The sequence below is a fragment of the secondary endosymbiont of Heteropsylla cubana genome (genome assembly GCF_000287355.1).
Taxonomy (GTDB): domain Bacteria; phylum Pseudomonadota; class Gammaproteobacteria; order Enterobacterales; family Enterobacteriaceae.
Genome location: NC_018420.1, coordinates 1,088,515 through 1,105,598, shown reverse-complemented (window position 1 = coordinate 1,105,598; position 17,084 = coordinate 1,088,515). Strand labels below are relative to the sequence as shown.

At 29.7% G+C, this 17,084-nt stretch carries 7 protein-coding genes and 5 tRNA genes; 4 read left to right on the top strand and 8 right to left on the bottom strand.

The annotated features are described in order from the left end of the window. Positions 1–325: 325 nt before the first annotated feature. The 3 genes from A35E_RS02940 to A35E_RS02930 all read right to left on the bottom strand — a co-directional run bounded on the left by A35E_RS02940 (position 326) and on the right by A35E_RS02930 (position 730). Positions 326–400 (bottom strand) — tRNA-Gly (locus A35E_RS02940). Between the two features lie 162 nt (positions 401–562). Further along, a tRNA-Tyr gene (locus tag A35E_RS02935) sits at positions 563–647 on the bottom strand. 10 nt (positions 648–657) lie between these two features. Then, positions 658–730 (bottom strand) — tRNA-Thr (locus tag A35E_RS02930). Positions 731–2,503: 1,773 nt separating this feature from the next. On the opposite strand from A35E_RS02930, the gene A35E_RS02925 reads away from it, so the two are divergent. The 4 genes from A35E_RS02925 (at position 2,504) to A35E_RS02910 (ending at position 5,746) form a co-directional block, all read left to right on the top strand. Continuing rightward, a tRNA-Ser gene (locus A35E_RS02925) sits at positions 2,504–2,596 on the top strand. Positions 2,597–2,604: 8 nt separating this feature from the next. After that, positions 2,605–2,681: transfer RNA gene (locus A35E_RS02920), tRNA-Arg, on the top strand. Positions 2,682–4,039: 1,358 nt separating this feature from the next. Beyond that, positions 4,040–4,489: a Fe-S cluster assembly transcriptional regulator IscR gene (gene iscR, locus A35E_RS02915; protein WP_014889195.1), complete on the top strand. Its 450-nt coding sequence runs from the start codon at positions 4,040–4,042 to the stop codon at positions 4,487–4,489. Positions 4,490–4,588: 99 nt separating this feature from the next. Then, on the top strand, positions 4,589–5,746 hold the full coding sequence (locus A35E_RS02910) for an IscS subfamily cysteine desulfurase (protein ID WP_014889194.1): 1,158 nt from the start codon (positions 4,589–4,591) through the stop codon (positions 5,744–5,746). Between the two features lie 864 nt (positions 5,747–6,610). On the opposite strand, the gene lon is transcribed toward A35E_RS02910, so the two are convergent. From lon to queA, 5 genes are all read right to left on the bottom strand, one after another. Further along, positions 6,611–8,974, bottom strand: coding sequence for an endopeptidase La (gene lon / locus A35E_RS02905; RefSeq protein ID WP_014889193.1), 2,364 nt, complete (start codon positions 8,972–8,974; stop codon positions 6,611–6,613). A 206-nt stretch (positions 8,975–9,180) separates the two neighbouring features. After that, on the bottom strand, positions 9,181–10,455 hold the full coding sequence (gene clpX, locus A35E_RS02900; protein ID WP_014889192.1) for an ATP-dependent Clp protease ATP-binding subunit ClpX: 1,275 nt from the start codon (positions 10,453–10,455) through the stop codon (positions 9,181–9,183). 116 nt (positions 10,456–10,571) lie between these two features. Further along, positions 10,572–11,195 (bottom strand): ATP-dependent Clp endopeptidase proteolytic subunit ClpP, encoded by a 624-nt coding sequence (gene clpP, locus A35E_RS02895; protein WP_014889191.1) that lies wholly within the window; start codon positions 11,193–11,195, stop codon positions 10,572–10,574. Positions 11,196–12,570: 1,375 nt separating this feature from the next. Continuing rightward, entirely contained in the window at positions 12,571–14,382 is a 1,812-nt protein-coding gene (gene typA / locus A35E_RS02890) for a translational GTPase TypA (protein ID WP_014889190.1), read from the bottom strand. Between the two features lie 1,580 nt (positions 14,383–15,962). Next, positions 15,963–17,054, bottom strand: a complete 1,092-nt coding sequence (queA, locus tag A35E_RS02885; protein WP_014889189.1) for a tRNA preQ1(34) S-adenosylmethionine ribosyltransferase-isomerase QueA — start codon at positions 17,052–17,054, stop codon at positions 15,963–15,965. Between the last annotated feature and the right edge of the window lie 30 nt (positions 17,055–17,084).

The window sequence follows — 17,084 nt, the reverse complement described above, 5'->3', positions numbered from 1 at the left end:
CTTATCAGTAAATAGATTTTTAAATTTTTATAAGATTGATTTATATTTAGATGTTAAATTGTAAAAATATTAGTAGATTAATAATAACTATATATGAAAAGATAGATAGATGCTATTCGACTTATTAAATTTAATAGCGATTTTCCTATTAAATAAATCGATAAGTTATATAACTTTATTTAAATATAGATTTAATAATGAATTAAAATAGTAATCCTTAAGATTTTTAAAAAAGTATATTTTTATAATTGTTGATTATAGTTTAATTTATTTAAACTTTAGTTTCAAACTATATTGAAACAACATGTAATCTAGTTAGTTAAATTGGAGCGAATAGTGGGAATCGAACCCACATCATCAGCTTGGAAGGCTGAGGTAATAGCCGTTATACGATACCCGCATCTTTAATGTTTGTTTATTTAACATTTTTAAAACTAGAATTAAAATTTCTAATATACTTTTTAATTCAAAATTTTACTAGTTTAATCTTATTAAAAAAATTTTATGTTTCTTTTATAATATATCTCTATATTTTAAATATCTCCCGCAATGTTTATAAATTTGGTGGTGGGGGAAGGATTCGAACCTTCGAAGTCTATGACGGCAGATTTACAGTCTGCTCCCTTTAACCGCTCGGGAACCCCACCCAAGATTTTATGCCGGTAGAAGGACTTGAACCTTCGACCTCCTGATTACAAATCAGATGCTCTACCAACTAAGCTACACCGGCTATTACTAATATATTGTAGGCTTCATAGAAAATCTATGCAATATAAAATTTTATAATGTATAATTTTTCTTTCATGAGAAATTAATTTTTAAAATTATTTAAAACTTATTATCTTAATATTAAGAATTAGTTTGCATTTAAAAAAATCAACTGTTGTGAAATATTAATTGTATCAAGTTTTACGGTATTTTAAAAAATTTTACTATTACTTAAATCCCATTTATAAAAATGTAGGTTACTAAAGTCTAGTTTCTCTTTACGAGGGGAGTATAGAGTGTCAATTAGTAAATATTAGTTATAACTGACTATTTTAGTCTTCCTTGCTAATATTTGCAATATTAATTGCCTATTATTTTTAACTTTAAATAGCGATCTAGCTAAATATTATTTTTTAGTTTTTTATGAACATTTAAATTTCTAATAATTTATATATAGTAGATAATACATTTTTTTTGTTAATACTAAAAAACTTGTTGAATAGAATAAAAATTCTATAATAAAAAATTGATTTGTTTAAAATACTTTATAATTTATTTTTAATATGAATAAACTATATAATTTTAAAAAACTTAAGATAAAAAATATGTTATCGAGTTTTATATAAATTAAATATAGCTATCCATAACTGTGGTGATGAAAAAGTATGTATCTAGTTTTTTTTATTTTAAGTTTAGAAAATCATCGTTTGTTTTTATCACTAGTTCGCTTCAACTTAAAAGATCTTTAAGTTCACTTAATTATTTGTACTATAAAACATAGTTTTTCGATAGCGTTCATGAAAATATGAGATGACTGTCTTTAAAATAGTAGGTATATCAAAAAAACATATAAAGATACAGTAATAACATGTGCGACTATTTACATTTTACCTATTTACTCTCTTCTAAAGAAAATCATTTTTATTGATATGAATCAATCTAAATAAATGAAAATTCAATAAGTCTTAACTTAGGATTCATTAAATATGATTGGTTGTTACGATCCTGATCGAATTAAATAAAATATTTATTTTAAAGCGACACAAAAAAACAATTGCTTTTAAAGCAGCTAACTTTTATTTAAAAACTAAATAAATTATTTGCTTTATAATTTCATAACAACACTAATATAAAAACAATAAAATTAAAATATCTCATATATTCTCTTAAGTTGAATGTATTCAGGGGTGGTGTAACTTGCATTTATATAAATTCATATTGCTATATGAAGCATTGAATAGGTTTATAGTTTCATATGTGCTTTCATGCTATGCAGATAGTACTATCTTTCTAAATGAAATTAGATTATTATACCGTTTTAATGTGCAATGAAGTTTATAAGATATTTTGCGTAAATTTTTATAATGCAGTGATATTATGTTGATTTTTTTATTAGCAACTCATTTAAATTTTTAATCTTAATTAAGATTAAGATTTTTAGTGCAGGATGGAAAATAAAAATCAACAAAATAGACTAAAAAGTCTTTATATATAAAATAAAGATAGTGTTAAATGTTATGTCTAAGTATTATTGATTAACGATTTCTATTATTAAATCATTAGTCTAAGATTAATCGCCTATAATAGATTGTAAGTTTTTATCTAATTAAATGATTTGTTATTTTAATTAAAATTGAAATTGGATATATATAAAAACCTAATTTTTAATTAAAGATATTTTTATCTAGACATGAAATGGTATTAATTATTTTTTAGAAAAAATACTTTGACATATCAAGCTCAGAAAGTAATATATTTACTATATATCGCCAATATCCTTCATAAAAAGCGCTAAGGTGAGGTGGCCGAGAGGTTTAAGGCGCTCCCCTGCTAAGGGAGTATATAGAAAAAATCTGTATCGAGGGTTCGAATCCCTCCCTCATCGCCATTAATATAGCATCCGTAGCTCAGTTGGATAGAGTACTCGGCTACGAACCGAGCGGTCGGAGGTTCGAATCCTCCCGGATGCACCATGACAGTTATAAATTTATATTTACTATCGATATAATATCTTATTGATCTGCTAATTATGCTTAATAAAAGATACAAAATGGTATTTGTTGATTTCTATCTATTATTCAGCAATTTCTATTGCATAATAGTGATCTTAGATGTATTTATTTTAAATAATAAACTTAACAATATAGATTAAATTTATCTTTTTTAATGCTTAACTCTTCTTTGAATGGTTTCAAAGATTTATATGAAAATGCAATTTAATGATTGATTACTGTCTTTATGTTTAGTTTATTATTATAATACATTTTAATAAAAAATTAAATTACTAATCAATTATTATTTTGTTAATTAACAATATATTGTGCGATTTTGAATTTTATTTCCAAAAAAATATAAAACTATTTTAATAGTAAGACAAAATAGTTTATTTATCTGTTTTTATAGAGTAACTTTTTTATTAAAAATATATTAAAATTAAGAATAAAACATATTTTAAAAAAAATAAGTAAGTGAATATAAATTCTATATAATCAGGGTATCTATGATATAGAATATATTTTATTAATTTACATTTTAACTAATTTTTTATTTTTAGATTTTCTAGATATCATTTCATTGTATTGAACTTGTTTTTTTTTCGATGAAAATTGTTTTGGATACCTTGAAAACAAGGGTTTATTATTAAAATAATATGAATACATAACACTTATTTTTTTTCAAAATAGAATCTCTCATATAAAGATAATCCTCGTAAAATAAAATATTTATTGAAAGTAAATGTATTAGAGATAAAATTATTTTTTAGAAAAAATCAGAGATCATCAATATCTAGTTTTTTATTAGTTTTTTTTCAGTTGTTAAAAACAATATCACTATTTTTATTTATGACAGCATAACTTTAAGTTTAGTGGTGAAAAAAATATTAAACAGTATTAAAATAATTATATTTATTAACATAGTAAAAATACCGTGATAACAATAAAATTGTTATACACAAATAAGTTTATTTATTAGCCTGTATTTCATACAATAGTCATATTTGAGAAGGTTTTATAAAAATATATTTTAATTTTATTAAATACTACTAAAATACACATTTTACATTTTAATGAACAACTTACTTAAAAATATTAAATTGATTCTTTGTTTTTAAAATTTTATTAATTTTATATTAAATACGAGCTACATAAATAGTGTATGCCTTATACTTACATAACGAGTTTTATATGATTAATCACCAATAGAAAACAAACTAGTAATTTTAAATTTATAAAAAAAATAACTCATTAATTTTGTTAATATGTTTAAATAATTGACTATTTTAGTCAGGAATGGCAAACTATTTCCACTGTATTTGTATTGGTATAGTGAAATGAAACTAACTTCTAAAGGTCGTTATGCGGTTACTGCCATGCTTGATATCGCTAAACATTCGGATCAGAATCCCATTCCTCTTGCCGAAATTTCTAAACGACAGGGAATCTCTCTTTCTTATTTAGAGCAATTATTTTCTCGATTACGAAAGAATAAGTTAGTAACCAGTGTTCGGGGACCTGGTGGTGGTTATCTACTCAATCGTGAATTTAATGAAATTACTGTTGGTGAAATTATTACTGCTGTAAATGAATCTGTAGATGCGACTCGGTGTCGGGGAAAAGAAACTTGCCAGGGTGGAGATCGTTGTTTAACACATATACTTTGGAGTAATCTTAGTGCACGTATTAGTGATTTTCTTAATAATATTACTCTAGCAGAATTAGTTTCTAATCAAGAGACTAGAAATATTTCGGGTAAAAAAGATAATAAAAAAACAATCTTATAGTTAAAAATAATAAAGAAAAAGAAATTATTAATACAAACTTGTTTGTGTAGATAAGAATAAGTGTATCTCCATATTATTGAAGTTTGGAGCAAATGTTTTATGAAGTTACCGATTTACCTTGATTACTCTTCTACTACGCCAGTTGATTTGCGGGTAGCTGAGAAGATGATGCAGCATCTTACTATAAACACTATTTTTGGTAATCCGGCTTCTCGTGATCACCGTTATGGATGGGAAGCAGAAGAATCTGTGGATGTTTCTCGTCATTATATTGCAGATTTGATTGGAGCTGATTCTCGCGAAATTATTTTCACTTCTGGTGCAACGGAATCTGATAATCTCGCATTAAAAGGAGCAGCGCATGCAAATTGTGGTAAAGGTCGCCATATTATTACGTCTGTAACTGAACACAAAGCAGTATTAGATAGTTGTTTGCAATTAGAAAAAGAAGGTTTTATTGTCACTAGGCTCACACCATCATCAAATGGTATTATTACACCACAAAAGTTAAGTGATGCGTTGCGTGAAGATACAATACTTGTCTCTTTAATGCATGTTAATAATGAAACTGGTGTCATTCAAGATATTACGGAATTTGGTAAAATTTGTCGTCTTCGAGGTATTCTTTTTCATGTGGATGCCACTCAAAGTGTTGGAAAATTATCTATAGATCTAAAGACCTTACCGGTAGACCTAATGTCGTTTAGCGCTCATAAACTTTATGGACCAAAGGGTATTGGCGCTCTTTTTGTACGTCGTATGCCGCAGGTATTGATTGAGCCCCAAATTCACGGTGGTCAAAACGAGAGAGGAATGCGTTCTGGAACATTGCCAGTACATCAAATTGTCGGTATGGGAGAAGCCTATCGACTTGCAGGAGAACTATTTGCAAGTGAGATACCGCGTTTACAGTCTATGCGTGATTTTTTTTGGAAGGAAATTAGAGAGATTGAAGGAGTAACAGTAAATGGTATTTTTGATCAAAGCGTATCAAACGTGATCAATATAAGTTTTAATGATGTTGATGGTGAATCTCTGATGATAGCGTTAAAAGATTTAGCTGTGTCAAGAGGATCGGCTTGTACATCTGCTGTTCTTCAGCCGTCTTATGTGCTTCGCGCTATGGGGGTAAAAGAAGAAGTCGCACACAGTTCTATACGTTTTTCTATAGGGCGCTTTACTACACACGAGGAAATAGAGTTTGCTGTTAGTGTGGTAAAAACTGCTATTGTCCAATTGCGGGATATTGGTTATTAGATTTTAGTAACATAATAATACTAAATTAAATAAAAAAATACTAAAAGTATTATAAAGATAAAACTACTAATATTATTTTGATTTTTTTTATAAAACTATTTCTTCCGTTAAGAAGAAAATGTTTGGTTACATAAAATTAAGGTATAGTCGCCAAAGATTCCACTCTTACATTAAAATTTATAAATCAATATGGTTAATAAAATTAAATAATTGAATAACTGTTGGATGCTTAATAGTTGTTTTTTTTATCTTAATTAGATGCATTGTTATGGAATTAGGTAAAACTGAATGGTTTTTTATTATTTTATTAACATACAATAATCATTGTAGCTAATAAAAATAGCTATTTTTATAACACTTTATGTTTTTATTGCGTCTGATATACTTTATTGTTTTATTGAGTATAAATTAGAAAAGAGTTTTTTAATTTGTAATACTGGTTTTTTTGTAAAGATATGATTATATTTTTATTTGTTTTAACGGGAACATTTTAATTGTTTTCGTTAAATAATTAGGTATGCAATTTTACTTCTTTATCAATATGTTTTAATTGATTTCAAATATTTGAGATTAATTTTTAATTAGAAAGCAAAACGAGAATTTTTTTAGGAAAATAATCTGTATTCTATTAAAATTAAGTATTAATAAAACTGGTTATATTCTTTTAAAAAATAAACAATAAATATATTTACTACATAGCTACTTCTTTTTTTTTCTTATTCACAATAAAAGCGTGATTCACTTTATAAATAAATTAACCTTTAATAAAATATTTTGTACGGTGGAATACATATAAAAACAACGTGAGATATAATATATGTATATAATTTTTTTATAAACTTAAAATGAATATATCCATATTCACTATTTATTTTTCTTATTTTTTTCTATATTAAAACTGTTAGGTATATTTAATAACGCTAAATGTAAAACTTCGTCAATATGTTGTACAGGATGAATTTCTAAATTATGTATCACGTTGTCCGGCATATCTTCCAGATGACGTTTATTGTCTAAAGGAATTAAAACAGTATGTATTCCTCCGCGAAGCGCGGCTAGTAATTTTTCTTTCAAACCACCGATTGCTAGTACTTGACCGCGTAATGTTATTTCACCAGTCATTGCAAGGTTAGCTTTCACTGGTTTACCAGTTAAGCAAGATACCAATGCAGTACACATTGCGATACCAGCGCTAGGACCATCTTTAGGAGTGGCTCCTTCGGGTACATGAACATGAATGTTACGATTTTCATGAAATTCAGGATTGATGCCTAATTTATCAGCGCGTGCACGCACTACTGTTAATGCTGCTTGAATAGATTCCTGCATCACTTCTCCTAGAGATCCAGTATAGGTTAGTTTTCCCTTACCGGGGACACATGCAGCTTCTATAGTGAGTAAATCACCACCTACTTCAGTCCAAGCTAAACCTGTAACTTGACCAATATTATTTTTATTTTCTGCTCGACCATAATCAAATCGATAAAAACCAAGAAAGTCCTTTAGATTATTTATGTTAATACTGATATGTTGTTCCTTCTTTTCTATCAATAATGATTTTACTGCTTTACGGCATAACTTAGAAATTTCGCGTTCTAGATTACGCACACCTGCTTCGCGGGTATAATAGCGAATTATTCCTACTAGGGCATTATCTTCTATGGTTAATTCACCTTTTTTTAACGCATTTTGCTTAAGTTGTTTTGGTAGTAGATGTTGACGTGCAATGTTAAGTTTTTCATCTTCAGTATAACCAGATAAATGAATTACTTCCATGCGATCAAGAAGAGGTGCAGGGATATTCATCGAGTTTGATGTAGCAATAAACATTACATCAGAAAGATCATAATCGACTTCTAAATAATGATCATTAAACGCTGCGTTTTGTTCTGGATCTAGAACTTCTAGTAAGGCTGAAGCGGGATCACCGCGCATATCTGAAGACATTTTATCAATTTCATCGAGCAAGAAAAGGGGGTTTTTTACTCCAACTTTAGACATTTTTTGTATTAATTTCCCTGGCATTGAACCGATATAGGTGCGACGATGTCCTCGGATTTCAGCTTCATCTCGCACGCCTCCTAAAGCCATTCGTACATACTGACGTCCTGTTGCTTGAGCGATAGATTGACCGAGAGACGTTTTTCCCACTCCAGGTGGTCCCATTAGACAGAGAATTGGACCTTTGATTTTCTTTACGCGAGTTTGTACTGCCAGGTATTCTAAGATACGATCTTTAATACGCTGAAGTCCGTAATGATACTTATCTAGAGTGTTTTGAGCTTTTACTAGATCTTTTTTTATTTTACTGCGAGCGTACCAAGGAACAGACAGCATCCAGTCGATATAACCACGTACAACCGTAGCTTCAGCTGACATTGGTGACATCATTTTTAGTTTCTGAAGTTCTACCTCAACTTTTTCTAAAGCTTCTTTTGGCATTTTTGCCATTTCTATTTTACGTTTTAGTATTTCATTTTCATCTGGAGTCTCATCCATTTCTCCTAATTCTTTCTGAATTGCCTTCATCTGTTCATTTAAGTAGTATTCTCTTTGGCTTTTTTCCATCTGTTTTTTTACGCGATTGCGGATACGTTTTTCGATTTGCAAGAGATCGATTTCTGATTCCATTATTGCCATTAGATATTCAAGTCGTTTAGTGATGTCTACCATTTCTAACACCGATTGCTTATCTACTAGTTTTAGAGGCATATGAGCTGCAATTGTATCAGCGAGACGAGCAGCATCATCCATACTGTTTAATGAAGTAAGTACTTCTGGGGAGATTTTTTTGTTTAGTTTTGTATATCGTTCAAATTGATTAATAGCAGTGCGTACTAGTACTTCGTGTTCTCTCTTATCTAGTTTTGGTATATCGAAAAAGTCTGCTGTTGCGCTGAAAAAATCAGAGTTATTTGATAATTCTTTAATCTTTATACGGTTTAGTCCCTCCACTAACACTTTTACCGTACCATCTGGCAGTTTTAGCATTTGAAGAATAGAGGATATTGTTCCAATAGAAAAAAGATCATTGATATCTGGCTCGTCGGTTGACGCTTCTTTTTGAGCAACTAATATGATTTTTTTATCGTTAGTCATAGCTGCTTCAAGACACCGAATTGATTTTTCACGGCCAACGAAAAGAGGGATGACCATATGTGGGTAAACCACTACATCGCGCAGAGGTAATACAGGAATTTGTAGATATTCAGAATGCTCGGTATTCATAGAGCTCTCTCTTATTTTAGCATCCGATTAATTTTTAGGATACGGAAAACTGGATTTTTTCTCGTTTTAACAATCACTTGTTTTTGAGTATATGGGGTCATATTACTTACATTCAATAGTAGACGGAGTAATGATAATGGGGGAAGAGAATCCCCCATCTAAAGATGCTATCAGTTGACGCTGTATAATCCTTCTAGGATGTTGCGCTAGTTAGTGGAGATTTGTTGCGCTGTATTTTTACTATAGATGATTAATGGTGTTGTTTTTCCTTCAATCACTGCTTCATCTATTATTACTTTTTCTACACCTTCTTTAGAAGGTAGTTCATACATACTTTCTAGAAGAATATCTTCTACGATAGAACGTAAGCCACGAGCACCAGTTTTCCGTGTCATAGCTTTTTTTGCAATAGCAATTAAAGCGTTATCATGAAATTCAAGTTGAACACCTTCAATGCTGAATAATGCTTGATATTGTTTTATCAATGCATTTTTAGGTGTACATAAGATTTGAATAAGAGCCTCTTCGTTTAATTCATTAAGAGTCGCGATAATTGGTAACCGGCCAATAAATTCAGGGATTAATCCGAATTTGATTAAATCCTCGGGTTCTACTTGCACTAGAATATTATCATTGCTTACTTTCTCAGAATTTGTTTTGAGTGTAGCAGCAAAGCCAATACTCTGGTTGCTATAAGTACGTTTTTCAATTATTTTATTTAGACCAGAAAAGGCACCACCACAGATAAAAAGAATTTTTGAAGTATCTATTTGTAAAAATTCTTGTTGTGGATGCTTTCTTCCTCCCTGAGGGGGAACTGAAGCTAAGGTTCCTTCTATTAATTTTAAAAGCGCTTGTTGTACCCCCTCTCCGGATACATCGCGAGTGATAGATGGGTTATCCGATTTTTTGGAAATTTTATCAATTTCGTCAATGTATATAATTCCACGCTGAGCTTCTTTTATATCATAATTGCACTTTTGCAGTAATTTTTGTAGGATGTTTTCAACATCTTCGCCTACATAACCGGCTTCTGTTAAAGTGGTTGCATCAGCCATAGTGAAAGGTACATCAAGAATGCGAGCTAGAGTTTCTGCTAGAAGTGTCTTTCCGCTACCTGTTGGCCCAATGAGTAAAATGTTGCTCTTTCCAAGTTCGATACTGTTATTTATATGTAGTTTATATAATCGTTTATAGTGATTATAAACTGCCACTGCAAGCACTTTTTTTGCTTTTTCTTGACCAATCACATAATCGTCTATTTTCTTTCGAATTTCGTGGGGTTTGGGTAGTGAAATACATGTGTGATGTAAATTGGTTTCTTTTTTTTCTTTAAAAATAATATTATTACATAGATTAATGCATTCATCGCAGATATATACCGACGGTCCTGCAATTAATTTCCGCACTTCCTTTTGGCTTTTTGAACAAAAAGAGCAATATGGGAGTATTCCTGAACCGTCGTTGCATTTATCTGTCATGAGTAAGCCTCTTTTCGCTAAAATTTATTAGGCCATTAATAAAGATGACATTAGAACTAATTAGTAGATTCGCTAATGTTTTATGTTATATTTAGATTAGTTTAATTCTGTTGTTATTAAGTACGGTGGCTTAGAACGGAGTCTATTAATCCATATTCTACAGCTTCATCAGCAGAAAGAAAACGATCGCGTTCAGTGTCTTGTTCTATCATTTTAAGTGGTTTTCCGGTATGTTTTGCCATTAATTTATTCATACGATCTTTAATGTACAGGATTTCTCGCGTATGAATTTCAATATCGGTAGCTTGTCCTTGAAACCCGCCTAATGGTTGATGAATCATGATCCGAGTGTTAGGGAGTGAAAAACGTTTTCCTTTGGTTCCACTGGAAAGTAGGAAGGCACCCATAGAAGCGGCTTGCCCCATACAAAAAGTACTAATATCGGGTTTAATAAATTGCATTGTGTCATAAATGCACATTCCGGCGGTAATTACTCCACCTGGTGAATTGATATATAAGGATATATTTTTTTCTGGGTTTTCTGCTTCTAAAAACATCATTTGTGCCACAATCAAACTTGCCATATGGTCCTCTATATGACCATTTATAAAGATAATTCGCTCTTTAAGTAGACGTGAAAAGATATCGAAGGAGCGTTCTCCGTGTGTAGTTTTCTCTACTACCATAGGCACTAAAGTCATATGAGGTATAAAGTGATGTTTTGTTTTACTATATGACATTACCATCTCCATAAAAGATAATCTTTAGGAAAATTTTGTGCATTGTATGTCCTACGCAGACTCTTAGTAATGTTTTAATTTTTTGCTAGAGTGGTATTAAGTAGTAACTATGTTTCTTGTTGGGTTTTTTATAACACTATTCATTTCTTTAACTTGGGGGTCTTCATGCTATTTTCAAGATGAATGGTGTACTAATTTCAGAATCGGCATATATTACTATCCTAACAAGAATCTTAAAATAGATAATTAATATGATATATATTTTATATATTAAATATTTTTTTTAATTTAAGAGTGTCACGAATTTTTTTTGTGAGCTGGCTATCAGCCTAAAGCAAAAACTTACTAACAACAAACTGGTTTAATTATTAAAATTTTTTAAGTAAAGTAGTAGAGATTTAGGGATGCGTTTAAATACATTTAGTTTTTTTAGGTACATAAAATATTTAAGTATTATTTTAAATTAGAGTTCTGTCTTATCTAGATTGGAGCTGTTATTAATTCTTTATTTAGGAGTAATATTTTTTTTGGAAGTGGGAAGTGTCTTTTTTTTGTTTATTGTAATTTTATAAAGTTTTGCTAAAATATTTTGATATAAACTCGAATAATGGTTCATAATTAAAATTAATTATAGAAGTGGATTAATTATTTATAATAAAAAAAATTTTGAACAAAAGTAAAGAAAAAGCTTAATTAAATAAGTTATTAAAAATGTTGTACAACATATATTGTATAATAATTTATTTTTTTCTTATGATTTACATTAATTATTTATGATACATATAACTCATAATTATAAATCTCTTTTTTTTTGTCTTTGGAAGTATAAATTTATGAGACATTTACCCTGGGGATGGTATGAAGTACTTATACGTATGATATTACCGAGAGTTATACATCAATTAATAAAAAAATAGTAAAATTATTTTTTTATTCTTGTATAATAATTGTATTTATTATATATATAATCAATTTATTGCATCCAATTTATTTATTTTATAGATAGAGGCTATATTGTTGTTTTCCACTTTTTCCAGATAGTTGGGTAGATCCCAGATAATTAGAACACGTAATTAATTGAATTACTGTTTAAATTAAATGCATTAAAATTAATGTTTTTACTATTTTAAATTTAACTTAATGGTGTAAAATTTAAGCTTGTTGTTTTTTTGTATGATGTATTTAGAAGATAAATATAGTTGATTTCTTTATAAAAAATTTTTTTATATTACTTATTTTGAAGATTTTTTAGAGAGTTAGTTAATTCTTTTTAAGAGGAAACTACATCTCTTTTAAAAGAAAAGAAACACGATTTAGAGTAATAATCAAGTGTTTTTTTTATTATCTTAAAGAGAAGACAAATAAAAAAGAACTATTAATTACGATGAGCACGTTTACGTTCTTTTTCTTTCAGAAAACGTTTTCGTAACCGGATAGATTTTGGTGTAACTTCTACTAATTCATCATCATCAATAAATTCTAACGCTTGTTCTAGCGACATCTTAATCGGCGGTACTAAAGTCGTTGCTTCATCATTACCAGATGCTCGCATATTAGTTAGTTTTTTACTAGCGAGGCAGTTTACTGTAAGATCATTAGATCGAGTATGAATACCAATAATTTGTCCTTCATAAACTTCTGTGCCGTGTTCTATAAAAAGTCGTCCACGATCTTGTAGGTTATAAAGAGCATATGCTACAGCTTTACCCTGATTATTAGAAATCAAAACTCCATTTTGTCGGTGTTTAATTATTCCAGGACGTACATGTTCATAGTGGCTGAATGTAGAATGTAAAATTCCGGTACCTGATGTCATGGTAAGAAAGTTGTTGCGGTAGCCGATTAACCCGCGGGTTGGAATGATATATTCTAAGCGAATACGTCCTTTTCCATCTGGGAACATGTTGCAGATTTCTCCTTTACGTGTGCCCATTGATTCCATGACTACTCCTTGAGATTGTGATAAAATATCCAACGTCACTAATTCGAATGGTTCTTGTTTAACAGTATCGATATTACGAAAAATAACTTTTGGGCGAGAAATTGCGATCTCAAACCCTTCACGACGCATGTTTTCGATAAGTACTGCGAGGTGCATTTCACCACGACCGGACACACGAAAGGTGTCAGGATCTTTTGTTTCTTCTACTTCTAATGCTACATTATCTACCAGTTCTTTTTTTAAACGTTCTTGGATTTGGCGAGAAGTGATATATTTCCCATCCCTGCCACAAAAAGGAGATGTATTAATACTAAAAAACATAGAAATAGTTGGTTTTTCAATTTTTAACATTGGCAGGCTTTCTATTTGATTTGGATCGCAAAGTGTGTCGGAAATTTTTAATTCACCCAAACCGGTGATTGCAATGATATCACCAGCTTCGGCTATATTAGTCTCAATACGAAGTAAACCCATGTGACCTAATACTTGTCCAACTTTACCATTGCGGAATTTGCCTTTGCTATTCACTATAATAAGGTTTTGATTAGGTTTTACAGAGCCACGCTTAATGCGACCAATTCCTATAACGCCCATATAGCTATTGTAGTCTAGTTGAGAAATTTGCATTTGAAATGGGCCGTTGACGTCGACATCTGGTGGATCGACGTTTTTTATGATACTCTCAAAAAGAGGTGTCATATCTTCTTCCATTTTTGTATGGTCTAGACCAGCAATTCCAATTAGCGCTGATGTATAGACAATTGAAAAATCAAGTTGTTTGTCGTTAGCTCCTAGATTTACAAAAAGATCAAAAATTTGATCTACAACCCATTCAGGTCGTGCTCCTGGGCGATCAACTTTATTGATGACAACGATAGGTTTCATTCCGTAAGCGAATGCTTTCTGTGTGACGAAACGGGTCTGTGGCATTGGACCATCTATAGCATCGACGAGAAGTAATACGGAGTCAACCATAGACATGACTCGTTCCACTTCTCCTCCAAAATCAGAATGTCCGGGTGTATCGATGATATTAATCCGATAATTCTTCCAATTAATTGCGGTATTTTTAGCTAGTATGGTAATCCCACGTTCTTTTTCTAAATCAGTAGAGTCCATTACGCGTTCGGTAACGATATTTCGTTGATTCAAAGTTCCGGATTGTTGTAATAGTTTATCAACTAATGTGGTTTTACCATGGTCTATATGTGCGATGATGGCGATATTCCGGAGATTTTTGATCACAAATTTTCCTTAAGCGTCAGAAGTGTTATTTTACTATACATAAATTCAAGGTTTAAATAAGAACTGTCTTTTGTTTTTTTTATGAGTTTTAATTATATTTTGTCTATCGTAAAAAATCTCTTAAATCATACATTCCAGTATGTGTATGACGCAATAATAACTATTCTGTAAAATCGCGATTAATTTTTTTTAAAAACTCTTTGATATGATTGAAATCATATTCTTTTTAATGAGTATAAATTGTTTTCTAAAAAAAACAACATTATCTAATTAACTGAATTACATAATTATTTATCATTATGTTAGGTGTTAGTTTTTTAGTATTTTTAATACTTTATATTGTTGTATAATTATGAGTTTGTACTCAATGTTTATTGAGATATTTCTTATTAGTGCTCAATTGAGGATATTAGTTTTTCTAAAAAGGTCATTTTATAAGGAAGTAATAACTTTTCTTGTCAAAGGTTATAAATATTTTCTAATATAAAAAAATCTATTTGAATTGCGTAAAGAATATCGATGCGGTTATCGTTTTCCCTTTTTTATAGAAAATAAGTATTCTTGTCGATTTTTATTTGATATTTTTACAGCAAAGAATAATTAAATAGATCTAATATCAATTATTTCGATTGTTTTATGGTGACGAAACTAGATTGTAAAATATTATTTTCTTTAATGTATTTAAGTATCACAAAATAATCTTTAAATATGGATTTAATTAATCAACAATTTTTTATTTGAACAGTAACGAAAGTGAATAAATATTAATTTTTTTATTATGTAGTATACATTACATATATTACATATATTAAAAGAGGCTTTAAAGATAAAAGTTAAGCGTGTAATATGATTGTAGCGTAATTTATTTTACTTTAATTTGATGGATATGTTGTTGAGATATTGAAGTTATCTTATTTAAGTAGGAAAATAAAAAAAATAAATTAAATAGTATTTATATTTTTTTTATTTTTTTTTTTTTTTTTTTGAGAGATAGAGTGAGTGGATATTAAAATAGTAGCAACGATGTTCCATGTGTTAAAAAATTAAGGTCAATTTCTAGTACTACTAACATAGAAAATCTATCCTACATATTTTTAATTCAAAATAGTTATCGATAACTAATTAAACAATCTTTATACAATCCATTTCGGGATTAGTAACGTTTAAAATTAGTTTTTTTCACTCTAATACAAGATTGATATTATCGAAAAAATTTTTTAAGGAAAATCATGTCTATAATGCTTCTGTTTATTAAGATTAACGATTGATCAAATAGATAAAAATATTTATTAAAAATGAATGAGGATTTATGTGTTTATAAGAAAGAAATTTAATATCCAGTAAGAATATTATTATAAAAGAGAACAATATATAATCCTAAAAATTTTATAAAAAACTCTATTTTTAATATACTTATTAAAGTAGATATACTTAAAAATATCGATATAATTATCGACCATAACTAAAGAGAAAAAATATTTTAACATATTGATGTTAAAAAAAGTTTTTACAAGAAATTACTTTAATTTAAATTAATGAATTTTTAGCTTCAATGAAATTTCATAAGTTTAGTCTGGAAATTAATCTATTAATAATTCGCTTATTTGTTCTTGATGCGCTTCGGGATTTCGGACAATAAACATTGCATCTCCATAACTAAAAAAACGATACATTTTTGTTACTGCTTCACGATAAGCTGTTAGTGTGTGACGATAGCCAGCAAAGGCGGCGACAAGCATGATAAGAGTGGATTCAGGAAGATGAAAGTTAGTTATTATGACATCCACGATGCGAAATTGATAACCTGGATAAATAAAGATACTTGTATCACCATAGAAGGGGATTAGGTTTGTTTTTCCAATTTTAGCGGCAGCTGCTGCTGCGCTCTCAAGAGAACGAACAGAGGTTGTCCCAACGGCAATGACCCTCTTTCCTCGAGTTTTACAAGTATTTACTGCATCTACTACATTTTGAGATACTTCTATATATTCCGAGTGCATCTGATGGTTTTCTATTAAATTTACTCTTATTGGTTGAAAAGTAGCTGCTCCTATATGAAGCGTGATAAATTCTATTTTAATTCCTTTAGCATTTAGTAGAGCTAATAGGTTTTCATCAAAATGTAAACCGGCGGTAGGTGCTGCTACCGATCCAGGGTGTTTAGCATAAACTGTTTGATATAGTTCGTGATCTGCAATTTCAGATAATCGATTTATATAAGGCGGTAAAGGAGTATGTCCAAAATCATTTAATAGGGTCATAATATCTCGATTGTCGTTAATATGTAGTTCAAAGAGAGAATTATAGCGACTAATCATGGTTGCAGAGATACTGTAATCGTCCCCCAACAATAATTTACTTCCAGGTTTTGGTGCCTTAGAAGAGCGGATGTGTGCAAGTGTTCGATGGTTGTCGAAAATCTTTTCAATTAAAACTTCAATTTTTCCTCCAGTAACTTTTCTTCCATATAACCGTGCAGGAATAACTTTTGTGTTATTAAAGATTAGTAAATCTCCTTCTGTTAATTTTTCTACTAAATCGTTAAAGGTTTGATGGATTATTGTTCCTCCTAGACCGTCTAGACATAATAAACGACAGGAGCTGCGTTTTGCTTGAGGATAACGCGCAATTAGATTATCAGGTACTTCAAACGAAAAATCTGTAACGTGCATAATAAGTCATTGTCAGATAAAATATATATT